Source organism: Enterobacter cloacae complex sp. IR5422 (genome assembly GCF_049238165.1).
GTDB classification, from domain to species: domain Bacteria; phylum Pseudomonadota; class Gammaproteobacteria; order Enterobacterales; family Enterobacteriaceae; genus Enterobacter; species Enterobacter roggenkampii.
Map to the genome: position 1 here is coordinate 70,925 of NZ_JBMKHT010000003.1, position 23,081 is coordinate 94,005.

Below are 23,081 nucleotides of genomic sequence, written 5' to 3' on the forward strand. Positions count from 1 at the left end.
TCTTTACGCAACGCCTCATTTTTTGTGCTACCGCACCGAAATTGTAACGACTATTAACTAAATTCTCCCCTGCGATCGTTCGCTAACACACAATTGATGTAAAACTTAATTTCTTGTTAATTCGTGCTATTTGCTGGCCAGCCGCACTTTTTATTTGTACGCGCAGGACGAGTTTGTACATGTTTACCGCGCCACCCGCCGCCGGTATTGTCCGTTGAAAAAGTCGCCTGTTCCCGGACGGTGGCGCTGGAAATTCAGTTATTACCCTTTATACTGCCCTATCGCCACAGAGCATGACCATGACGGGTTAAAGATATCAATGAGTCAGACTGAAACCACCGCCCCGAGCAAATTCTCCCTCCTCCCCGGGAGCATCACCCGTTTCTTTCTTCTTTTGATCGTTGTGCTGTTAGTGACCATGGGGGTGATGGTACAAAGCGCGGTTAACGCCTGGCTGAAGGATAAGAGCTATCAGGTCGTCGATATCACCCACGCCGTGCATAAGCGCATCGATACCTGGCGCTACGCCACCTGGCAGATTTACGACAATATTGCGGCCACCCCGGCCTCCTCATCCGGAGATGGACTTCAGGAGACGCGGCTTAAGCAGGATGTCTATTACCTCGAAAAACCGCAGCGTAAGACTGAGGCGCTCATTTTTGGCTCTCACGACAGCGCAACGCTCGAGATGACACAGCGTATTTCGACCTATCTGGATACTCTCTGGGGTGCCGAAACGGTGCCATGGTCGATGTACTATCTGAACGGTCAGGACAACAGCATGATCCTGATCTCCACGCTGCCGTTAAAAGATCTCTCTTCCGGGTTTAAAGAGACCACCGTGGGCAGCATCGTCGACTCCCGCCGGGCAGAGATGCTGCAGCAGGCGAATGCCCTTGATGAACGTGAGAGCTTCTCTTCCCTGCGTCGTCTGGCCTGGCAAAACGGTCATTATTTTACCCTGCGCACCACCTTCAACCAGCCAGGACATCTGGCGACGGTTGTGGCCTTCGATTTACCGATTAACGATTTAATCCCGCCGGACATGCCGCTCGACAGCTTCCGTCTGGAGCCCGACAACAGCACCCAGAACATGCGTGCGGCATCTGACAAAGAGGCCGCAGAAAGCGTCTCGATCTCCTTTAACGGCTCAAAAATCGAAATTGCCTCATCCCTGAACTCGACCGGTATGCGTCTGGTGTGGCAGGTGCCGTTTGGCACGCTGTTGCTCGACACGCTGCAAAATATCCTGCTGCCTCTGCTGCTGAATATCGGTCTGCTGGCGCTGGCGCTGTTTGGCTACAGCACCTTCCGTTTCCAGCCGGGGCGTCAGAGCGACGCCTCTGCGGTCCCGGCAGGCACCAGCAATGAACTGCGCGTGTTACGTGCGCTAAATGAAGAGATTATTTCCGTGCTGCCGCTTGGGGTCTTAGTTCACGATCAGGAAGCGAATCGTACGGTAATGAGCAATAAAATTGCCGACCATCTGCTGCCACATCTTAACCTGCAGAACATCACCACCATGGCGGATCAGCACCAGGGGGTGATCCAGGCCACCATCAACAATGAGCTGTACGAGATCCGTCAGTTCCGCAGCCAGGTCGCCTCCCGCACGCAAATTTTCATCATTCGCGATCAGGATCGCGAGGTGCTGGTGAATAAAAAGCTCAAGCAGGCGCAAAGACTGTATGAGAAAAACCAGCAGGGGCGCGCCGCATTTATGCAGAACATTGGCGATGCCTTTAAGCAGCCGTTAAAAACGCTGGCGACCCAGGCGGCGGCGTTAAATACGTCAGAAAGCCACCAGCTTGCCTGTCAGGCCGACTCGCTGGTCAGAATGGTTGACGAGATCCAGCTGGCGAACATGCTGGAGAATGATTTCTGGAAAGGAACACCAACCCTCTTCTCTATTCAGGACCTGATCGATGAAGTCGTTCCGGAAGTCCTGCCCGTGATTAAGCGTAAAGGGTTGCAGCTGCTGATCAATAACAATCTTCCGGCAAATGACGAGCGCCACGGCGATCGTGAAGCGCTGCGCCGCATACTGTTGATGATTATTCAGTACGCGGTGACGACCACGCAGATCGGCAAGATCACCCTCGAAGTCAGTACGGAGGAGTCGGCAGAAGACCGCCTGACGTTCCGCATCCTCGACACCGGGGAAGGCGTCACCACGAGTGAAATTGATAATCTCCACTTCCCGTTCCTGAACGACACGCAAAGCGATCGCTACGGCAAGGCCAATGCCCTCACCTTCTGGCTGTGCGATCAGCTGGCGCGCAAGCTCGGCGGCCATCTGAATATCAAAGCCCGTGAATCCCTCGGCACCCGCTATTCTCTGCACGTGAAAATGGCGGCCAATCCGCAGGAAGAAGATGAAGAGCGTCTGCTGGATGATGTCGTGGTGATGGTCGATGTGACCTCGAACGAGATCCGCAATATTGTCGTTCGTCAGTTAGAAAACTGGGGGGCGGCCTGCATCACGCCGGATGAAAGACTTGCAAGTCAAGAATTTGATCTGTTTTTAACTGATAATCCGTCTAATCTTACTGCCTCCGGCTTGCTTTTAAGCGATGATGAGTCAGGCGTGCGGAAAATCGGCCCTGGCCAGCTGCGCGTCAACTTTAATATAAGCAATGCGATGCAGGAAGCTGTACTACAACTAATAGAAGAGCAGCTGGCGCAGGAAGAGATAGCGGAATCCCCGCTTGGCGGTAATGAAAATGCCGAGCTTCACGCCAGCGGATACTATTCACTCTTTGTTGATACAGTACCAGATGATGTTAAGCGGTTGTATACTGAGTCCGCTGCGAATGATTTTGCAGCGCTGGCACAGACAGCACACCGGCTTAAAGGGGTGTTTGCCATGCTTAATCTGGTTCCCGGCAAGCAGTTATGTGAAACGCTGGAACATCTAATTCGTGAGAAAGATGCCTCTGGCATTGAAAAATACATCAGCGACATTGACGCCTACGTCAAAAGCTTGCTGTAGCAAGGTAGCCTTATACATGAACAATATGAACGTAATTATTGCCGATGACCATCCGATTGTACTGTTCGGTATTCGCAAATCACTTGAACAGATCGAGTGGGTGAATGTAGTCGGTGAATTTGAAGACTCTACAGCACTGATCAATAACCTCCCAAAGCTTGATGCACACGTGCTCATTACCGATCTCTCCATGCCCGGAGACAAATACGGTGATGGGATCACGCTCATCAAATATATTAAACGTCACTTCCCGGATATCTCGATCATTGTTCTGACCATGAACAACAACCCGGCGATCCTGAGCGCGGTACTGGATCTGGATATCGAAGGGATTGTGCTGAAACAGGGCGCACCGACCGATCTGCCTAAAGCGCTTGCGGCGCTGCAGAAAGGCAAGAAGTTCACGCCTGAAAGCGTTTCTCGTCTGCTGGAAAAAATCAGCGCGGGTGGCTACGGTGACAAACGTCTGTCGCCGAAAGAGAGTGAAGTTCTGCGCCTGTTCGCAGAAGGTTTCCTGGTGACCGAGATTGCCAAGAAGCTGAACCGTAGTATTAAAACCATCAGCAGCCAGAAGAAATCAGCGATGATGAAACTGGGTGTGGACAACGATATTGCTTTGCTGAACTATCTCTCCTCCGTCACGCTGAGTGCAACTGACAAAGATTGATCTCCGCTGTCTATGCCGGGTGGCGCTCACGCTAACCCGGCCTACAGACCCCGCAGGCCCGCGCAAGCGCAGCGTCGCCGGGCAAATAAAAAAGGCCCTTCCGGGCCTTTTTTATATTCTCGTTTTTCTCACGCGCTCTGCGTAAATCGACAATGTCTGCTTCAGCACGTCCAGCGTCACCGGTTTCGACAGACAGCTGTCCATGCCTGACTCCAGACAGCGCTGCTTCTCTTCCGCCAGCGCGTTCGCCGTTACGCCCACCACCGGCAGCGTCAGGCCAAGCTGCCGGATGCGCTGCGTCAGACGGTAGCCGTCCATGTTAGGCATGTTGACATCGCTCAGCACGATATCAATATGATTCTTACTCAGCACGTTCAGCGCATCCACGCCGTCATTGGCGGTTTTGCACTGGTAGCCCAGCGATCCAAGCTGGTCAGCCAGCAGGCGGCGGTTAATCGGATGGTCATCCACCACCAGAATCATCATATCGTCATTCACCGACGCCAGAGACTCCGGTGACGGCAATCCGCCCGCGCCGTCGCGCTCTTCCAGCTCCACTTTGTAGATGCGTGCCAGCAGGCTCAACAGCTCGTGCGGCGTCGCAACACTGTGTACCCATTCCCCAGGCGCGCGCTCGACGGGAATGCCGATGTGGCGACGGCAGAAGAGCACCGACCCTCTCCCCTGCCACTGCTGCTCTTGCATCTCGTCGGCGATCAGCACATCGTCAACGTCCGGTGTTTGACCTTCATAGCGGCACACCCTCACGCCGCAGTGGGTCAGCAGCGCCGTCAGATAGTCATTCAGCGAGGCGTTATGCACCGCCAGCCAGCAGCGCTTATCGCTCAGCCCGTCTACCGTGGCTTTTGCCGGATATTGCGCCGAATAGAGCGGAATGCGGATGGTGAACTGGCTGCCCATGCCGGGCTCGGTATCCACAGAGATATCGCCGTCCATCATGCTGACGAGCTTCTCACAAATCGCCAGCCCCAGTCCGGTGCCCTGGAAGTTACGCTGCACGCCGGTACCGACCTGGAAGAACGGATCGAACAGACGAACCACCTCCTTCGCCGGAATGCCGACCCCCGTGTCGCGCACGCGAATGCTCAGGTAATCTCCTGCCCGGCAGACGTGCAACACAATACAGCCGGTATCGGTAAATTTGATGGCGTTGCTGAGCAGGTTAGAGATGACCTGCTGCAAGCGCATCGGATCGCCGTGCAGCGTCAGCGGCACGTCCGGTTCAATAAAGCAGTAGAGCCCCAGCTGTTTACGCACCACCAGCGGCAGATAGTTGGCGCTAATGTGGTTCATCACCTCGCGCGGTGAAAACTCGCGCGGCTCGATTTTCAGCTGCTCGGACTCAATTTTAGAGAAGTCGAGAATATCGCTGATGATTTTCAGCAGCAGGCTGGAGGAGTTGTTCATCGCCGTCACCAGCCGGTCGACGCCTTTCGGCAATTCCTTCGTCTGCAACAGATCGAGGTTACCGATAATCCCGTACAGCGGCGTACGCAGCTCGTGGCTGACGGTCGCAAGGAACATGGATTTTGACTGGCTGGCCTGCTCCGCCGCCTGCGCCATCTCCTGCAACGACTCTTCCATCTTCACGCGCGCGGAGACATCCACCAGCACGCAAATCGCCACGTTTTCATTGCGATAGCGGGAATGGACAAAGCTTATCTGCAGGTTGGTGTGCGTACTGGTGAGCACGTCAACGAAGTTAACCTGCTGACCGCAGATAATCTGCGTCAGCCTCTGCCGGTCTTCGTGCGTCAGCATGTTCAGGTAGTTATGCGCCAGTTCGTTACTCAGGATGTTGGTCCCGTCCTGGGTACGCAGGATACAGATCCCCACCGGCGCCGAGGCAACAATCTTGCGGTTAAACTGCTCGTGTTCCTCCAGGCGCTGGGCGTCGCTTTCGGCGGGAATAAAGATTTTCCGCTCATACATGCGCGCCAGCGTAAACAGCGCGCCCCCCGCCAGCAGGTTGAGCAGAATTGCATTCATGATAAGAATGCGTATCCGCTCAAGTACCATATCCACCGGCAGCGAATAGACGATACTCAGTGACGAAGGCGGCAGGCTCTTCTTCAGCACCAGCTCGCGGAAGCCCGAGGTATAGCCAAACCACGACCGCTCCTGCATCCAGTGCGGTTCGACGTTCAGCCGGTTATCGGGCCCGGCAAGCGAGATCAGCTGATGGCCGTTTTCATCCAGAATGGTCACCCCCATGGGCAGGCTGCCAGGGGTGAAGAAGTTTTCCATGCGGATGGTCTGCTCAATCCCCATCAGTGCCTGCAGGCGATTCCCGAGATAAACCGGCGTCAGGGCATAGAAATAGCCCACGCCGGGGCGCGGGCCCTGGCTCACCCAGAAGATGTTATTCCCGCGCTCGTCCTGTGGTGCATTGCGGTATTTCACAATACGTTCATGCAGGCTTTTCAGCGCATTGTCACGCTCAACGGGCACGTCGCGCAGGCCAAAGTCAGCCATGCAGAGATTTTCGCTGCCAATCAGGAAGACGCGGTTCAGGTCATAGGCGGCGGAGAAGTTGTCGCGCCAGTAGCGCATAAACCAGGCTAGCGATTCCAGCGACCCGCGCCAGGTATTGCTCATGGTGGAGCAATCGGAATCCGGGAACAGCGGCTGGAAGTCCGGAACTTCGGTTTTGTCGTTACGCCCGCGGAGCGCAAGAATACCGTTTTCCGCCGTCAGACGATTCTCGGCAATATACTTCAGCTCCTTCATGACGTCAGACGTTCGCTGAATGTAGCGCTGGGCCTGGTCGGAGCTTAAGTTAAACTCCTGGCGGATCTCCGCTTCTTTCTGATGCAGCGCATTAACGATGTAAAACACCGAGAACAAGGCCACCAGCAGCCAAAGCAGGAGCGCCAGCGCTCTAAACAGATAGCGAGAGACTTTCAGCGTAGTACGAAAGGAGACGAGGTATTTCAAGGGGGCGAGGCTCCGCCGTCGGGGTCAAAAGAATGTGGTTAAGGTAGCGGTAAACGCGCCAGGTCGCAACGTTGACTTATCTGCTTCTGCAAAAGAAAAGGGCCGGAATCCGGCCCTTTTTTACATCAGGAGACATTACTCGTCAGCGTCATCCGCTACGTCATCGTCGGTGTCGGCTTCTGGCGCGATGTCCTCATCGCCTTCCGCGACGCTACCGTCGATGGAGTCGAGCTCTTCGTCATCCACCGGCTCGGCAACGCGCTGCAGACCCACCACGTTTTCATCTTCCGCTGTACGGATGAGGATCACGCCCTGAGTGTTACGACCCACCACGCTGATCTCAGACACGCGGGTACGCACCAGCGTACCGGCATCGGTGATCATCATGATCTGGTCGGCATCGTCTACCTGCACCGCGCCGACAACGGAACCGTTGCGCTCGGTCACCTTGATGGAGATAACGCCCTGCGTGCCACGAGACTTGGTTGGGTATTCCCCTTCCGCCGTACGTTTACCGTAACCATTCTGCGTGACGGTCAGGATAGCCCCTTCACCGCGCGGAATAATCAGAGAAACAACGCTGTCTTCGCCAGCCAGTTTGATACCACGAACGCCCGTCGCGGTACGGCCCATTGCACGGACGGCGTCTTCTTTGAAGCGCACCACTTTACCGGCCGCAGAGAAGAGCATGACTTCATCGGAGCCCGAGGTCAGATCCACGCCAATCAGCTCGTCGCCTTCGTTCAGGTTCACGGCGATAATACCGGCAGAACGCGGACGGCTGAATTCGGTCAGCGCGGTTTTCTTCACGGTACCGCTGGCGGTCGCCATAAAGACGTTCACGCCCTCTTCGTACTCGCGTACCGGCAGAATGGCGGTGATACGTTCGTTCGCTTCCAGCGGCAGCAGGTTGACGATTGGACGACCACGTGCGCCACGGCTTGCTTCCGGAAGCTGATAGACTTTCATCCAGTACAGACGACCGCGGCTGGAGAAGCAGAGGATCGTGTCATGGGTGTTCGCCACCAGCAGGCGGTCAATAAAGTCTTCTTCTTTAATACGTGCTGCAGATTTACCTTTACCGCCACGACGCTGTGCTTCGTAGTCCGTTAACGGCTGATACTTCACGTAGCCCTGGTGAGACAGGGTCACCACAACGTCTTCCTGGTTGATCAGGTCTTCGATGTTGATGTCCGCGCTGTTGGCGGTGATTTCGGTGCGGCGCTCGTCGCCGAACTGATCGCGGACCAGCTCCAGCTCTTCGCGAATCACTTCCATCAGGCGCTCTGCGCTGCCCAGGATATGCAGCAGCTCAGCAATCTGTTCCAGCAGCTCTTTGTATTCGTCGAGCAGTTTTTCATGCTCAAGGCCGGTCAGTTTCTGCAGACGCAGATCCAGAATCGCCTGGGCCTGCTGTTCAGTCAGGTAGTATTGACCGTCACGCACGCCGAACTCAGGTTCCAGCCATTCAGGACGCGCCGCGTCATCGCCCGCACGTTCCAGCATCGCGGCGACGTTGCCCAGATCCCACGGACGGGAAACCAGCGCGGTTTTCGCTTCCGCCGGGGTTGGCGCACGACGGATCAGCTCGATGATCGGGTCGATGTTGGCCAGCGCAACCGCCAGCGCTTCAAGGATGTGTGCACGGTCGCGCGCTTTGCGCAGTTCGAAGATGGTACGACGGGTCACCACTTCACGGCGGTGACGGACGAACGCGCTCAGGATCTCTTTCAGGTTCATGATCTTCGGCTGACCATGGTGCAGCGCAACCATGTTGATACCGAAGGAGACCTGAAGCTGCGTCTGGGAGTACAGGTTATTCAGGACAACCTCACCCACCGCGTCGCGTTTGATCTCAATCACGATGCGCATACCGTCTTTATCAGACTCGTCACGCAGCGCGCTGATGCCTTCAACGCGTTTTTCTTTTACCAGCTCGGCGATTTTTTCAATCAGACGCGCTTTGTTCACCTGATACGGGATCTCGTGAACAATAATGGTTTCACGGCCGGTTTTGGCGTCCGCTTCTACTTCAGCGCGGGCACGGATGTAAATCTTGCCGCGGCCGGTACGGTACGCTTCTTCAATGCCGCGACGACCGTTGATGATCGCCGCCGTCGGGAAGTCCGGGCCCGGGATGTGTGCCATCAGCCCTTCAATGCTGATGTCTTCATCGTCGATATAAGCCAGACAGCCGTTGATCACCTCGGTGATATTGTGCGGCGGAATGTTGGTTGCCATACCGACCGCGATACCGGACGAACCGTTCACTAACAGGTTCGGGATCTTGGTGGGCATCACATCTGGGATGCGCTCGGTGCCGTCGTAGTTATCGACGAAATCAACGGTCTCTTTTTCCAGGTCGGCCATCAGCTCATGAGCGATTTTCGACATACGGATTTCCGTATAACGCATCGCCGCAGCGGAGTCGCCGTCGACTGAACCAAAGTTACCCTGACCATCTACCAGCATGTAGCGCAAGGAGAATGGCTGCGCCATACGAACGATGGTGTCATAAACGGCGATATCACCATGCGGGTGATATTTACCGATGACGTCACCGACGACGCGGGCAGATTTTTTATAGGCTTTATTCCAGTCATTGCCCAATACGTTCATGGCGTATAGTACGCGACGGTGTACCGGCTTAAGGCCATCGCGGACGTCCGGCAGCGCACGGCCAACAATGACCGACATCGCATAGTCCAGATAGGAGCTCTTCAGCTCTTCCTCGATGTTAACCGGTGTAATTTCTCTCGCAAGGTCGCTCATCTAACCGCTATCCCTCTACTGTATCCCGGATTCAAAGGTCGCAAATTATAACACAGCCGAGGTGATTGAGGTAAACCTATACGCTTTATTCACAGGGATTGCCTGATATACTCATTCGTCTTGCTAAATAAGGAGTAAAAGCGCCCATGAATGCCGAAAAATCCCCGGTGGCTCACAACGTTGACCACGAAGAGATTGCCAAATTTGAAGCGGTGGCGTCCCGCTGGTGGGATCTCGAAGGCGAGTTCAAACCGCTGCACCGTATTAACCCGCTGCGTCTGGGCTATATCGCGGAGCGCTCCGGCGGTCTGTTCGGTAAAAAAGTGCTCGATGTCGGCTGCGGTGGCGGTATCCTGGCGGAAAGCATGGCGCGCGAAGGGGCGAACGTCACGGGCCTGGATATGGGCTTTGAACCGCTGCAGGTTGCTCGTCTTCATGCGCTGGAGTCTGGCATACAGGTGGACTACGTGCAGGAAACCGTGGAAGAACACGCGGCAAAACATGCCCATCAGTACGATGTGGTGACCTGCATGGAGATGCTGGAACACGTTCCCGATCCGCAGTCCGTGGTGCACGCCTGTGCAAAACTGGTGAAACCGGGTGGACAGGTCTTCTTCTCGACCATCAACCGCAACGGTAAAGCCTGGCTGATGGCCGTCGTTGGCGCGGAGTATGTGCTGCGCATGGTGCCGAAAGGCACGCATGACGTGAAGAAATTCATCAAGCCTGCGGAACTGTTAAGCTGGGTCGACCAGACGTGGCTCAAGGAGCAGCACATCACCGGTCTGCACTACAATCCGCTGACCAATAAATTCAAACTCGCACCGGGCGTTGATGTTAACTATATGTTGCATACAACCGCCAAAAACGACTAACGTCATTCGTTATTCTTATAAAGATTGCGCGACATCATGTTGCGCAATTCTGACCGCCCGTTGAAGAAATCAGCACTCGATCAAATTTTGAATTTTTTTTCTTAATTATTGACATGTCTTCCAGGCCTTACGGTACGAGGACTTAGCCTTTTTTACCCTTTCACAACCTCAATTTAACGTCAAAATCAACCCTTGTACTGAAAAGAATCCTTACTAGAATACTCACCATATAGCGTTTTTCTTATCGCAAACCCCCTATATGTAGTATTTATCCACAGAGTTAGTCACAAGACGGTTCTGTGGATAAGCGGGGGATATTTTTTTATTTCACGGACAGGTAAACCCCACATGAATCAGAGTCTGCTGGTGACAAAGCGCGACGGTACTACCGAGCGTATCAATCTGGACAAAATCCATCGAGTTCTCGACTGGGCAGCAGAAGGACTGAACAACGTATCTATCTCCCAGGTTGAACTGCGTTCACACATCCAGTTCTACGACGGCATCAAAACGTCTGATATCCACGAAACGATCATTAAAGCGGCGGCGGACCTCATCTCCCGCGAAGCACCGGATTATCAGTACCTCGCTGCACGTCTGGCGATTTTCCACCTGCGTAAAAAAGCCTACGGCCAGTTTGAGCCGCCGAAGCTTTACGATCACGTGGTGAAAATGGTTGAGCTGGGCAAATACGACACGCATCTGCTGGAAGACTATACGGAAGAAGAGTTCGAGCAGATGAACGGGTTTATCGATCACTGGCGCGACATGAACTTCTCCTACGCAGCGGTGAAGCAGCTCGAAGGCAAATACCTGGTTCAGAACCGTGTAACCGGTGAGATCTACGAAAGCGCCCAGTTCCTCTATATTCTGGTGGCTGCCTGCCTGTTCTCTAACTATCCGCGTGACACCCGTCTGGATTACGTGAAGCGTTTCTACGATGCGGTATCGACGTTCAAGATTTCACTGCCGACGCCAATCATGTCTGGCGTGCGCACCCCAACCCGTCAGTTCAGCTCCTGCGTACTGATCGAGTGTGGTGACAGCCTGGATTCCATCAACGCCACGTCCAGCGCCATCGTGAAATACGTTTCCCAGCGTGCCGGTATCGGCATCAACGCCGGTCGCATCCGTGCGCTGGGCAGCCCGATTCGCGGCGGTGAAGCGTTCCACACCGGCTGTATCCCGTTCTATAAGCACTTCCAGACGGCAGTAAAATCCTGCTCTCAGGGCGGCGTGCGCGGCGGTGCTGCGACCCTGTTCTACCCTATGTGGCACCTGGAAGTGGAAAGCCTGCTGGTCCTGAAAAACAACCGTGGTGTTGAAGGCAACCGCGTGCGTCACATGGACTACGGCGTGCAGATCAACAAGCTGATGTACACCCGTCTGCTGAAGGGCGAAGAGATCACCCTGTTCAGCCCGTCCGACGTCCCGGGCCTGTATGACGCGTTCTTCGCCGATCAGGACGAATTCGAGCGTTTGTACACCAAATACGAAAAAGACGACAGCATCCGCAAGCAGCGCGTGAAGGCGGTGGACCTGTTCTCCCTGATGATGCAGGAACGTGCCTCTACCGGCCGTATCTACATCCAGAACGTTGACCACTGCAACACCCACAGCCCGTTTGATCCGGTGGTTGCACCAGTGCGCCAGTCTAACCTGTGCCTGGAGATCGCCCTGCCGACCAAACCGCTGGAAGACGTGAACGACGAAAACGGTGAAATTGCGCTGTGTACGCTGTCCGCGTTCAACCTGGGTGCCATCAAGAGCCTGGACGAGCTGGAAGAGCTGGCCGTGCTGGCGGTTCGTGCGCTCGACGCCCTGCTGGACTACCAGGATTACCCAATCCCGGCCGCGAAACGCGGTGCGATGGGGCGTCGTACCCTGGGTATCGGCGTGATCAACTTCGCCTACTGGCTGGCGAAAAACGGCAAGCGTTACTCCGACGGCAGCGCCAACAACCTGACGCACCAGACGTTCGAAGCGATTCAGTACTACCTGATGAAAGCGTCCAACGAGCTGGCGAAAGAGCAAGGCGCGTGCCCGTGGTTCAACGAAACCACCTACGCGAAAGGCATTCTGCCAATCGACACTTACAAGAAAGACCTGGATGCGATCGTCAGCGAGCCGCTGCACCTCGACTGGGAAGGCCTGCGCGAGTCCATCAAGACTCACGGCCTGCGTAACTCCACGCTCTCTGCCCTGATGCCGTCCGAGACCTCTTCGCAGATCTCTAACGCCACCAACGGTATTGAGCCGCCGCGCGGCCACGTCAGCATCAAGGCCTCGAAAGACGGCGTGCTGCGTCAGGTGGTACCGGATTACGAGACGCTGGGTGACAACTACGAGCTGCTGTGGGAAATGCCAAACAACGACGGCTACCTGCAGCTGGTGGGTATCATGCAGAAGTTTATCGACCAGTCGATCTCTGCCAATACCAACTATGACCCGACGCGCTTCCCGTCCGGCAAGGTTCCGATGCAGCAATTGCTGAAAGACCTGCTCACCGCCTACAAGTTTGGCGTGAAAACGCTGTACTATCACAACACCCGTGACGGTGCGGAAGACGCGCAGGATGACCTGGTTCCGTCAATTCAGGACGATGGCTGCGAAAGCGGCGCATGTAAGATCTAATGTAAATGCCGGGTGGCGCTACGCTTACCCGGCCTACGTTTTTAGGACACACTCATGGCATATACCACCTTTTCACAGACGAAAAACGACCAGCTCAAAGAGCCGATGTTCTTCGGCCAGCCGGTCAACGTGGCACGCTACGATCAGCAAAAATATGACATCTTCGAAAAGCTGATTGAAAAGCAACTCTCCTTCTTCTGGCGTCCGGAAGAAGTGGACGTCTCCCGCGACCGTATTGACTACCAGTCTCTGCCGGATCACGAAAAACATATCTTCATCAGCAACCTGAAGTACCAGACGCTGCTGGACTCCATCCAGGGCCGTAGCCCGAACGTGGCGCTGCTGCCGCTGATCTCGATTCCTGAGCTGGAAACCTGGGTGGAAACCTGGGCGTTCTCCGAGACGATCCACTCCCGCTCTTACACACACATCATCCGCAACATCGTGAACGATCCGGCGGTGGTATTTGACGATATCGTCACCAACGAGCAGATCCAGAAGCGCGCGGAAGGCATTGCCCATTACTATGATGAGCTGATCGAGATGACCAGCTACTGGCACCTGCTGGGCGAAGGCACTCACCATGTGAACGGTAAAACCATCACCGTGAACCTGCGCGCGCTGAAAAAACAGCTGTACCTGTGCCTGATGAGTGTTAACGCGCTGGAAGCGATCCGCTTCTACGTCAGCTTCGCCTGCTCCTTCGCCTTTGCCGAGCGCAAGCTGATGGAAGGCAACGCCAAAATCATCCGTCTGATTGCCCGCGATGAAGCCCTGCACCTGACCGGTACCCAGCACATGCTGAACCTGCTGCGCAGCGGCACGGACGATCCGGAGATGGCGGAAATCGCCGAAGAGTGCAAGCAGGAGTGCTACGACCTGTTCGTGCTGGCGGCTCAGCAGGAGAAAGAGTGGGCAGACTACCTGTTCCGCGACGGCTCCATGATTGGCCTGAACAAAGACATCCTGTGCCAGTACGTTGAGTACATCACCAACATCCGCATGCAGGCGGTCGGTCTCGACCTGCCGTTCCAGACGCGCTCTAACCCTATCCCGTGGATCAACACCTGGCTGGTGTCCGATAACGTGCAGGTTGCGCCGCAGGAAGTGGAAGTGAGTTCTTATCTGGTCGGTCAGATTGATTCTGAAGTCAACACCGACGACCTGAGCGACTTCCAGCTCTGATGCCACGCGTCACGTTACGTCTTTCCGGCACTGAGGTACTGTGTCGGGAAGAGCACCCTTCTCTGCTGGTAGCGCTTGAGGCGCATCAGGTCGAAGTAGAGTACCAGTGTCGTTCCGGCTACTGCGGCTCTTGCCGCTGCCGTCTGGTCGCCGGCCAGGTGGACTGGCTGACCGAACCGCTGGCCTTTATCAACGAAGGGGAAATTTTGCCCTGCTGCTGCCGGGCAAAAGGCGATATCGAGATCGAGATGTGATGGTGTCGGGTGGCGCTTCGCTTACCCGACCTACAAAACCGCAGTTCGTAGGCCGGGTAAGGCGCAGCCGCCACCCGGCAATTTCAGCGTTAATCCTTCAGGAAGCTGACCGCTTTATCCGGGAAATCCGTAAACAGTCCGTCCACGCCCGCCTGGTTATATAACACCTCATAAAGCTGATTCACATCCGTGGCATACGGCGGCAGCTGGTCTGCACGCACGGTGTACGGATGCACCTGCATCTTGCTAGCATGCGCCTCTTTCACCATCGCCGTCAGCTTCACGTGTCCCGGCGTTGAGCCTTCCGCCACCAGCATGTGGTAATCCGGCCCGATGCCGTCGGCGTACTGCGCAATCTGCTTCATCGCACCCGGCTTAAACATCCAGTCGTAGCTGTAGTTCACCCACTTGCCGTCCGGCTGCTTCTCCTGGGTTTCATTCCAGTCGGTATAGGCAATCAGCTGCACCAGATTGAGATCCATCCCCATCTTCGGCTCCAGCTCGGTTTTGATGCGCTTCAGCTCGGCGGCGTCAAAACACTGCAGGTAGACTTTGTCCTGCTTGCTGGTGTAGCCGTACTGTTTGAGCACCTCCAGCGTCTTCGCGGCAATGTCTTTCCCTTCCTGATGGTGGAACCATGGGGCTTTGATTTCCGGGTAGATGCCGATGTTTTTACCGGTGGAGTGGTTCAGCCCCTGAACAAACTCAATCTCTTCCTGGAAGGTATGGATCCGGAAGTCAGATTTGCCCATCGGGAAACGTCCCGGATAGACCTGCACCTTCTTGCCGTTTTCAATCTCGAAGCCTTCGGTGAACTTCAGGGAGCGGATCTCCGCCAGCGTGAAGTCAATGGCGTAGAAGCGGCCATCTTTGCGGGCGCGATTCGGGAAACGCTCTGCCACGTCCGTCACGCGGTCAAGATAATGGTCGTGCAGGACGACCAGCTGGTCGTCCTTCGTCATCACCAGATCCTGCTCCAGGTAATCCGCGCCTTGCGCATAGGCCATCGCTTTCGCCGGGAGCGTATGCTCCGGCAGATAGCCGCTCGCACCGCGGTGGGCAATAACGATTTTATCCGCCGCCAGCGCGGAGCCTGTCATCAGGCCCGCCAGCAGCAGGCCGGTTGCTAACTGAGTTAATTTCATCGCAAAGCTCCTTATTGACGACGCGCCAGCACTTCCGCGTGGTGACGTTTTTCCCCGATCATCACAACAATCAGCAGCAGTACCGCCAGCACGCTTCCGCCGATCATCACCATAAAGCCGCCGTCCCAGCCGAAGAAGTCAACGGTATAGCCCACGATGGCGCTCGCCGCGACCGAACCGCCGAGGTAGCCGAACAGGCCGGTAAAGCCCGCCGCCGTTCCCGCCGCTTTCTTCGGCGCCAGCTCCAGGGCGTGAAGACCGATCAGCATCACCGGACCGTAAATCAGGAAGCCGATGACGATCATACAGGCCATGTCTACTGATGGGTTGCCCGGCGGATTGAGCCAGTAAACGACGGTCGCGATGGTGACCAGGGTCATAAAGAACACGCCCGTCGCGCCGCGGTTGCCTTTAAACACCTTATCTGACATCCAGCCGCAAAGCAGCGTGCCTGGGATCCCGGCATATTCATACAGGAAATAGGCCCAGGAGGACTTATCCAGCGCGAAGTGCTTCACCTCTTTCAGGTAGGTCGGGGACCAGTCGAGGATGCCGTAGCGAAGCAGGTAAACGAACACGTTCGCCACCGCGATGTACCACAGCAGCTTGTTCGGCAGGACGTACTTCATGAAGATCTGTTTTGCGGTCAGCTCTTCTTCGTGCTCCTTGCTGTAATCATCCGGATAGTCGTTTTTGTACTCTTCAATCGGCGGCAGGCCGCAGGACTGCGGCGTATCGCGCATCAGGGCGAAAGCAATAATCGCCACCAGAATGGCACCAAAGGCAGGCATGTAGAGCGCCGCGTGCCAGTCGTTGAACCAGGCCATCCCCAGCAGGAACAGCAGCGGCGGAATACCGCCGCCCACGTTATGGGCGCAGTTCCACACCGACACGATGCCGCCGCGCTCTTTCTGCGACCACCAGTGCACCATGGTGCGTCCGCACGGCGGCCACCCCATTCCCTGGAACCAGCCGCAGAGGAACAGCAGCACGAACATGATGGCAATGCTGGAGGTTGCCCATGGCACAAAGCCCATAAACAGCATCACCGCTGCCGCCAGGATCAGACCGGCAGGCAGGAACACGCGCGGATTCGAGCGATCCGACACGGAACCCATGATGAATTTGGAAAAACCGTAGGCGATGGATATCCCCGACAGCGCGAACCCCAGATCGCCGCGGGAGAAGCCCTGCTCCACCAGATACGGCATGGCGAGCGCGAAGTTTTTACGTACAAGGTAGTACGCCGCATACCCGAAGAAGATCCCCAGGAAGATTTGCCAACGCAGACGGCGATAGAGCGGATCTATTTCTGCCTCTGGCAGACGCGCCCTGTGGGGCGCAGGTTTGAAGATACTGAGCATAACAGCCTCCGTGGCCTTGAAATGAGTGAGCAGGTGGCTCGCACCTGAATTCCAGAGGCGGGGATGTTAAGAAATCACGGTGATTGTTACTGTGAATCAACGCACAGATTGTTACAGAAATATGACAGAATGCGCAAAAAAGCGCATGAAATCACGTTTCACTTTCGAATTCCGCGCGTTTATGTTCGAAATCAAACAAACCACAAAATTACTATGGCTAAATGATAAAAAACGAACATAGAGGGTAAACAATGACCAGTCACGATCCTCGTTATAGTGATGTGATAATCATTGGTGGTGGCGCAACCGGCGCCGGGATCGCGCGCGATTGCGCCCTTCGCGGCTTAAGCGTTACGCTTCTGGAACGCCATGATATCGCCACGGGCGCAACCGGACGGAACCACGGCCTGCTGCACAGCGGCGCCCGGTATGCGGTCACCGACGCGGAATCCGCGCGCGAATGTATTGCTGAAAACCAGATCCTCAAGCGTATCGCACGCCACTGCATTGAGCCGACCGACGGCCTCTTTATTACCCTTCCCGAAGATGACCTCGCCTTTCAGGACACCTTTATTACCGCCTGCACTGCCGCGGGCATTCAGGCGGAGGCCATGGATCCGGCGCTGGCGCGGCGGCTGGAACCGTCGGTTAACCCGGCGCTTATCGGCGCGGTGAAAGTCCCTGACGGTACCGTCGATCCGTTCCGCCTGACCGCCGCCAATATGCTGGACGCCCGTGAGCATGGCGCACGCATTCTGACCGGACATGAAGTGACCGGGCTTATTCGCGAAGGTCATCGCATCTGTGGGGTGCGGGTGTTTGATACGCAGTACAACGAGCACGGCGAGCTGTATGCCGCCGTAGTGGTTAACGCGGCGGGGATCTGGGGCCAGCGTATTGCGGAACATGCGGACCTGTCGGTGCGCATGTTCCCGGCGAAAGGCTCGCTGCTGATCCTCGACCACCGCATCAATAACCACGTGATTAACCGCTGCCGCAAGCCGTCTGACGCCGATATCCTCGTTCCGGGCGACACCATTTCGTTAATCGGGACGACTTCAACGCACGTGGACTACAGCGAGATTGATTACAACCGCGTCACCGCTGAAGAGGTGGATATCCTGCTGCGGGAAGGGGAAAAACTGGCCCCGGTAATGGCCCAGACGCGCATTCTGCGCGCCTACGCGGGCGTGCGTCCGCTGGTCGCCAGCGACAACGACCCGAGCGGACGGAACGTCAGCCGGGGCATCGTGCTGCTCGATCACGCCGCGCGCGACGGCATGGACGGGTTTATCACCATCACCGGCGGCAAGCTGATGACCTATCGCCTGATGGCCGAGTGGGCGACCGATGCCGTCTGCCGCAAGCTCGGAAATACCGAGCCGTGCGTCACGGCAGAACAGCCGCTGCCGGGATCGCGTCAGTCCACCGAAAAAACGCTGCAGAAAATCATCTCCCTGCCCGCGCCGCTGCGCGGGTCCGCGGTATACCGCCACGGCGACAGAACGCCACCGTGGCTTGGTGAAGGAAGATTGAGCCGCAGCCTGGTGTGCGAGTGCGAAGCCGTGACGGCCGGTGAAGTGCAGTACGCGGTGGAGAACCTGACGGTCAACAGCCTGCTCGATCTCCGCCGCCGCACCCGCGTCGGAATGGGCACCTGTCAGGGCGAGCTGTGCGCCTGCCGTGCTGCGGGGCTGCTGCAGCGCTTTCATACCACCACCGCCACCCAGTCGCTCGATCAGCTCAGCGCGTTTTTAAACGAGCGCTGGAAAGGCATTCAGCCTGTCGCCTGGGGCGATGCCCTGCGTGAAAGTGAATTTACCCGCTGGGTCTACCAGGGGCTTTGCGGTCTGGAGAAGGAGCAACACGATGAAATTTGATACCGTGATTGTCGGCGGCGGGCTGGCGGGCCTGCTCTGCGGCATTAAGCTCACGAAGCAGGGGCTGCGCTGCGCCATTATCACCCGGGGGCAGAGCGCCCTGCACTTCTCGTCGGGCTCGCTGGATCTGGTGGACGAAGCGTACCGCGATAAGCTGCCGCCGGAGCACCCTTATCACCTGGTTGGTGCACAGCATATTGACCGCTTTGCGCTGGAAACCGAAGCGCTGCTGGCGGAGTGCGGCGCGCGTCTGCAGGGCAGCGCCAGATTCAATCACCAGCGCGTTACGCCGCTCGGCACCCTGCGTTCCGCCTGGCTCAGCCCGGAGGAAGTGCCCGTTGCTCCCATTCGCGCGGGACGCGTGCGGGTGGTAGGGATTAGCGGCTTTCTGGATTTTCAGCCCCATCTCGCGGCGGCGTCACTTTGTCGCCAGGGCGTTAACGCCGAAACGGCAGAGATAGAGCTGCCTGAGCTTGATGTCCTGCGCGATAACCCGAGCGAATTTCGCGCGGTGAATATTGCCCGTTTTCTGGATAACGAGGACAAATGGCCGCTGCTGTATGAGGCGCTCAGCCCGCTTGCGGAAGGATGCGATGCGCTATTGATGCCCGCGTGCTTTGGCCTGAACGATAACCGACTCTGGCGCTGGCTCTCAGACCGTCTGCCCAGCACGCTCGGTTTGTTGCCCACGCTGCCCCCGTCTGTCCCCGGCATTCGCCTGCATACCCAGCTCCAGCGTAAGTTTGTTGCGCAGGGTGGCGTCTGGATGGCAGGTGATGAAGTGAAAAAAATCACCCTGACAGACGGCGCGGTGAGCGAAATCTGGACGCGCAGCCACGACGATATTCCGCTTCGCGCCCGCTATACGGTGCTGGCAAGCGGCAGCTTCTTCAGCAACGGGCTGCTGAGCAGCCGGGAGGGCATCCGGGAAGCCATTATGGGGCTGGATGTTCGCCAGCGAGCCTCCCGCGCGGACTGGTATCAGAGTGATTTCTTCTCGCCGCAGCCCTGGCAGCAGTTCGGCGTGATTGTCGATAACAAGCTGCATCCGCAGCTTGCCGGTAAGCCCGTCAGTAATCTCTTTGCCATCGGCTCGCTGCTGGGCGGGTACGATCCCATTACCCAGGGATGCGGTGGCGGAGTCTGCGCCGTCACGGCGCTGTATGTGGCAGAGCAGATTAGCCAGCGCACGGAGGCTGAACAATGAACGATACCCGTTTTGAAAGCTGCATCAAATGCACGGTGTGTACCACCGTCTGCCCGGTCAGCGGCGTGAACCCACGCTATCCCGGGCCAAAGCAGGCCGGGCCGGACGGCGAGCGTCTGCGCCTGAAGGACGGCAAGCTGTACGATGAAGCGCTGAAATACTGCATTAACTGCAAACGCTGCGAAGTCGCCTGCCCGTCGGATGTGAAAATCGGCGATATTATCCAGCGCGCCCGGGCGCGCTACAGCACGCAAAAGCCGTCGCTGCGGGACGCGATTCTGAGCCACACCGATCTGCTGGGCAGCGTCTCGACGCCGTTTGCCCCGCTGGTGAATGCCGCGACCGCTCTCAAGCCGGTGCGCCAGCTGCTGGATGCCACGCTGAAGATAGACCATCACCGCAGCCTGCCGAAATATTCTCACGGCACCTTCCGCCGCTGGTATAAATCCGTGGCGGCGGAGCAGGCGCAGTACGCCGAGCAGGTGGCTTTTTTCCACGGCTGCTATGTGAATTACAACCACCCGCAGCTGGGTAAAGATCTGCTGAAGGTGCTGAACGCCATGGGAACGGGCGTTCAGCTACTGAATAAAGAAAAGTGCTGCGGCGTGCCGCTGATTGCCAACGGGTTTACCGATAAAGCGCGCAGGCAGGCTCAAAGCAATGTCACCTCCCTGCGCGAGGCGATTGTCGAGAAAGGCATACCGGTATTGGCGACCTCATCCACCTGTACCTTCACCCTGCGCGACGAGTATCCGCATCTGCTGGACGTGGACAACACCGGCCTGCGCGAGCACATCGAGCTGGCGACGCGCTTCCTGTGGCGCAAGCTGGACAGCGGACAGACGTTGCCGCTGGGGAAATTACCCCTGAAAGTGGTGTACCACACGCCGTGTCATATGGAGAAAATGGGTTGGTCGCTCTATACGCTTGAGCTGCTGCGGTTAATTCCGGGGCTGGAGCTGACGGTGCTGGACTCACGCTGCTGCGGGATTGCGGGAACCTACGGCTTTAAGCGTGAAAACTACGAAACGTCGCAGGCGATCGGCGCCCCGCTGTTCCGTCAGATTGAGGAGAGCGGCGCGGATATCGTGGTGACGGACTGCGAAACCTGCAAGTGGCAGATTGAGATGTCCACCAGCAAGCGCTGCGAGCATCCGATTACGCTGCTGGCAAAGGCGCTCGGGTGAACATGGCCGGGGCGAAAGGCCCCGGCACAGGCGTTACTCCACGAACAGCGATTCAACCACGTTAATCCAGCCGTGCTCGCTGGCCACCTCTTTGCCATTCAGCCAGCGGCGCAGCATGTTCAGCGCCATCATGGCGCACACCTCCTGACGCACCGCCAGGCTGTGGCGGGTAATGCTCATTTTTACCCGCAGGGCGTGGGTGCCCTCAGGCGTCGCCAGCGCGAAGTTGAGGTATTCCTCATCCAGCCCGCCGACAAACAGCGCCAGACCGGCAAAATGCTTCACCCTTCTCTCGGACGCCCAGCGGGCGGTTTGCGCGAGAGTCTCCTGCTGGAACGGCACCACTTCGCTGGCCAGCAGCGGCGCGTTGACGCGCGACAGCTGCAGCGCCAGCAGGCCACCGGTGAACTGCTCGCTTAAGGTCACACTCAGCTGACGCGACTGCAGATGCTTCGCAATCTGCGCCGGTAGCCCTTCCGTGCCTTCAAAGATCAGGCTTTCACCCGCTACGCGCTGCACCTCAGGCCACAGCGCCAGCATCGCCTCTTTCTGGGTGGCCGGTCCGGTCAGCTTGAGCTCAATGATCGGCATGGATGAACGATAGCCCATAGACACGCCCGGCGGGAGTGAGAGGTGATCGAGGCTCTGAGCCAGATCGCTTTCCGAACGGCCAAAAGTGGTCAGACGCAGGCACAGCGGGGGTTCCGGCAGGGTAAAACGCTGGCGAAGGCGCGGCAGGATCTGCTGCTCGACCATCACTTTAAATTCTGAGGGCACGCCCGGCGTGAAGAACATCAGGCAGCGGTTCAGCTGCATGGCAAACCCGCACGCGGTACCGACCGGGTTATCGACCAGTTCAGCACTGGCGGGAATTTCAGCCTGTTTGCGGTTGCTGGGGGCCATGACGCGGCCACGTTCGGAGAAAAAACGCGCCATCTGCGAGAGCCACGCCTCATGCAGCACCAGCCCTTCGCCTTTTGCGGTCGCGGCGGCCAGGGCACTGAGATCGTCACTGGTGGGGCCGAGCCCGCCGTTCACAATCAGCACGTCGCACTGTTCACTGCGCTCGCGCAGAACAGCGACCAGTGACTCAAGATTGTCGCCCACCGTATTGCGGCGCGTTAACGGTAATCCTTGCTCAAAGAAAAGATCGGCAAGCCAGGCAGCATTGGTATCAATAATTTGTCCATGCAGCACTTCGTCGCCGGTGGATAACATCTCCACGTTAATCATTGTGTTCTCCCGCTTATTTGGTCAAAACACTATAGCGCAAACGCGGGGTGGAGAAGAGGAGAAACTGGCGCGACAGCATGCCGCGCCGGAGAGATTAGAAGCCTGCGCTCACGCCCACGTACGGACCGTCGGCCAGCGCGTTGTCGCGGTTGCCGTCTTTACCGGCCAGGTTCAGATAGCGATAGCCTGCTTCGATGGTGATTGGACGCATGATGGTCCAGCGCGCGCCGGCGTTGGCTTCCTCATAGCTGTCGATACCGCTTGAGAGGGAATCTGGAGAGTAGTAGTACTCGCCAAACAGGCCGAAGCTGTCGCCAATTTTCCACTGCAGGCCGCCGCCCACTGCCGCCGCATATCCTTCGTCACCGTCATTTGGGTTGGTATAGATACCTTTACCGCCGACGGTCGCCAGGAACGGGCCCAGAGGAATGTTGAGGCCCAGGCCGAGGCTTGCCGCGTCGCCGTCGTCATCGTTATGCGTCCAGCCGCCGGTCATCGCCAGACCGGATGTCTCGGTACCCATGCCGAAGCCCAGGTGGGTATAATCCTGACCCGCCGAGCCGTTAATGCTAATGGCGTTCGCCGCCGCAGATACAACCATCAGGCCGAAGCCCAGTAATGCCACTTTTTTCATTGTCGTGATCCCGCACAATTTTTATAGAGAAGTCCCAAAACCGCGAGATTTTAACCTGGGTCTTCCGGGGATCAAGCACTCTGCGTGCGGCAGG

At 57.0% G+C, this 23,081-nt stretch carries 15 protein-coding genes; 9 read left to right on the forward strand and 6 right to left on the reverse strand.

The annotated features are described in order from the left end of the window. Positions 1–319 precede the first annotated feature (319 nt). A complete protein-coding gene (rcsD, locus tag ACOTXT_RS02685) occupies positions 320–2,992 on the forward strand; it encodes a phosphotransferase RcsD (RefSeq protein WP_333164084.1) in 2,673 nt (890 codons plus the stop codon). 16 nt (positions 2,993–3,008) lie between these two features. Continuing rightward, positions 3,009–3,659: a response regulator transcription factor RcsB gene (gene rcsB, locus ACOTXT_RS02690; RefSeq protein WP_003859405.1), complete on the forward strand. Its 651-nt coding sequence runs from the start codon at positions 3,009–3,011 to the stop codon at positions 3,657–3,659. Between the two features lie 111 nt (positions 3,660–3,770). On the opposite strand, the gene rcsC is transcribed toward rcsB, so the two are convergent. Both rcsC and gyrA read right to left on the reverse strand, forming a co-directional pair. Continuing rightward, positions 3,771–6,617 carry a two-component system sensor histidine kinase RcsC gene (gene rcsC, locus ACOTXT_RS02695; RefSeq protein ID WP_021241537.1) on the reverse strand — a complete coding sequence of 949 codons (2,847 nt, stop codon included), beginning with the start codon at positions 6,615–6,617 and terminating at the stop codon, positions 3,771–3,773. Positions 6,618–6,752: 135 nt separating this feature from the next. After that, positions 6,753–9,389, reverse strand: coding sequence for a DNA topoisomerase (ATP-hydrolyzing) subunit A (gene gyrA / locus ACOTXT_RS02700; protein ID WP_021241538.1), 2,637 nt, complete (start codon positions 9,387–9,389; stop codon positions 6,753–6,755). Between the two features lie 146 nt (positions 9,390–9,535). Here gyrA and ubiG point away from each other — a divergent pair, with 146 nt between their 5' ends. From ubiG to yfaE, 4 genes are all read left to right on the forward strand, one after another. Next, the gene (ubiG, locus tag ACOTXT_RS02705; protein WP_021241539.1) at positions 9,536–10,264 is read left to right on the forward strand and encodes a bifunctional 2-polyprenyl-6-hydroxyphenol methylase/3-demethylubiquinol 3-O-methyltransferase UbiG; all 729 of its coding nucleotides are present in this window, start codon (positions 9,536–9,538) and stop codon (positions 10,262–10,264) included. Positions 10,265–10,612: 348 nt separating this feature from the next. After that, the gene (gene nrdA, locus ACOTXT_RS02710; RefSeq protein ID WP_008500237.1) at positions 10,613–12,898 is read left to right on the forward strand and encodes a class 1a ribonucleoside-diphosphate reductase subunit alpha; all 2,286 of its coding nucleotides are present in this window, start codon (positions 10,613–10,615) and stop codon (positions 12,896–12,898) included. A gap of 54 nt (positions 12,899–12,952) precedes the next feature. After that, positions 12,953–14,083, forward strand: coding sequence for a class Ia ribonucleoside-diphosphate reductase subunit beta (nrdB, locus tag ACOTXT_RS02715; RefSeq protein WP_008500235.1), 1,131 nt, complete (start codon positions 12,953–12,955; stop codon positions 14,081–14,083). Beyond that, positions 14,083–14,337 carry a class I ribonucleotide reductase maintenance protein YfaE gene (yfaE, locus tag ACOTXT_RS02720; protein WP_045407687.1) on the forward strand — a complete coding sequence of 85 codons (255 nt, stop codon included), beginning with the start codon at positions 14,083–14,085 and terminating at the stop codon, positions 14,335–14,337. Before nrdB ends, yfaE begins: the two co-directional genes overlap by 1 nt. A gap of 89 nt (positions 14,338–14,426) precedes the next feature. Here the strand turns inward: yfaE and glpQ are convergent, their stop codons facing one another. Together glpQ and glpT are read right to left on the reverse strand one after the other, a co-directional pair. Then, positions 14,427–15,482 (reverse strand): glycerophosphodiester phosphodiesterase, encoded by a 1,056-nt coding sequence (gene glpQ / locus ACOTXT_RS02725; RefSeq protein ID WP_045407690.1) that lies wholly within the window; start codon positions 15,480–15,482, stop codon positions 14,427–14,429. Positions 15,483–15,493: 11 nt separating this feature from the next. Beyond that, positions 15,494–16,846: a glycerol-3-phosphate transporter gene (gene glpT, locus ACOTXT_RS02730; RefSeq protein WP_045354273.1), complete on the reverse strand. Its 1,353-nt coding sequence runs from the start codon at positions 16,844–16,846 to the stop codon at positions 15,494–15,496. 251 nt (positions 16,847–17,097) lie between these two features. On the opposite strand from glpT, the gene glpA reads away from it, so the two are divergent. From glpA to glpC, 3 genes are read left to right on the forward strand one after another with little or no spacing between them, the layout of a single operon-like run. Continuing rightward, positions 17,098–18,726, forward strand: a complete 1,629-nt coding sequence (gene glpA, locus ACOTXT_RS02735) for an anaerobic glycerol-3-phosphate dehydrogenase subunit A (RefSeq protein ID WP_055321561.1) — start codon at positions 17,098–17,100, stop codon at positions 18,724–18,726. Then, a complete protein-coding gene (gene glpB / locus ACOTXT_RS02740) occupies positions 18,716–19,933 on the forward strand; it encodes a glycerol-3-phosphate dehydrogenase subunit GlpB (protein WP_055321562.1) in 1,218 nt (405 codons plus the stop codon). The genes glpA and glpB overlap by 11 nt, the downstream gene beginning before the upstream one ends. Beyond that, positions 19,930–21,120 (forward strand): anaerobic glycerol-3-phosphate dehydrogenase subunit GlpC, encoded by a 1,191-nt coding sequence (glpC, locus tag ACOTXT_RS02745; RefSeq protein WP_055321563.1) that lies wholly within the window; start codon positions 19,930–19,932, stop codon positions 21,118–21,120. Before glpB ends, glpC begins: the two co-directional genes overlap by 4 nt. 33 nt (positions 21,121–21,153) lie before the next feature. Here glpC and ACOTXT_RS02750 read toward each other — a convergent pair whose 3' ends face one another. Together ACOTXT_RS02750 and ACOTXT_RS02755 are read right to left on the reverse strand one after the other, a co-directional pair. Further along, positions 21,154–22,353 (reverse strand): nicotinamide mononucleotide deamidase-related protein YfaY, encoded by a 1,200-nt coding sequence (locus ACOTXT_RS02750; RefSeq protein WP_021241545.1) that lies wholly within the window; start codon positions 22,351–22,353, stop codon positions 21,154–21,156. 94 nt (positions 22,354–22,447) lie between these two features. Beyond that, positions 22,448–22,987, reverse strand: coding sequence for a YfaZ family outer membrane protein (locus ACOTXT_RS02755; protein WP_023294110.1), 540 nt, complete (start codon positions 22,985–22,987; stop codon positions 22,448–22,450). Positions 22,988–23,081: the final 94 nt, after the last annotated feature.

Coding starts and splice junctions, on each gene's coding strand:
- nrdA (WP_008500237.1), top strand. CDS start 10,613: ATGAATCAGAGTCTGCTGGTGACAAAGCGCGACGGTACTACCGAGCGT.
- glpT (WP_045354273.1), bottom strand. CDS start 16,846: ATGCTCAGTATCTTCAAACCTGCGCCCCACAGGGCGCGTCTGCCAGAG.
- ubiG (WP_021241539.1), top strand. CDS start 9,536: ATGAATGCCGAAAAATCCCCGGTGGCTCACAACGTTGACCACGAAGAG.
- glpB (WP_055321562.1), top strand. CDS start 18,716: ATGAAATTTGATACCGTGATTGTCGGCGGCGGGCTGGCGGGCCTGCTC.
- yfaE (WP_045407687.1), top strand. CDS start 14,083: ATGCCACGCGTCACGTTACGTCTTTCCGGCACTGAGGTACTGTGTCGG.
- ACOTXT_RS02755 (WP_023294110.1), bottom strand. CDS start 22,987: ATGAAAAAAGTGGCATTACTGGGCTTCGGCCTGATGGTTGTATCTGCG.
- rcsB (WP_003859405.1), top strand. CDS start 3,009: ATGAACAATATGAACGTAATTATTGCCGATGACCATCCGATTGTACTG.
- nrdB (WP_008500235.1), top strand. CDS start 12,953: ATGGCATATACCACCTTTTCACAGACGAAAAACGACCAGCTCAAAGAG.
- glpC (WP_055321563.1), top strand. CDS start 19,930: ATGAACGATACCCGTTTTGAAAGCTGCATCAAATGCACGGTGTGTACC.
- rcsD (WP_333164084.1), top strand. CDS start 320: ATGAGTCAGACTGAAACCACCGCCCCGAGCAAATTCTCCCTCCTCCCC.
- glpA (WP_055321561.1), top strand. CDS start 17,098: ATGACCAGTCACGATCCTCGTTATAGTGATGTGATAATCATTGGTGGT.
- ACOTXT_RS02750 (WP_021241545.1), bottom strand. CDS start 22,353: ATGATTAACGTGGAGATGTTATCCACCGGCGACGAAGTGCTGCATGGA.
- gyrA (WP_021241538.1), bottom strand. CDS start 9,389: ATGAGCGACCTTGCGAGAGAAATTACACCGGTTAACATCGAGGAAGAG.
- glpQ (WP_045407690.1), bottom strand. CDS start 15,482: ATGAAATTAACTCAGTTAGCAACCGGCCTGCTGCTGGCGGGCCTGATG.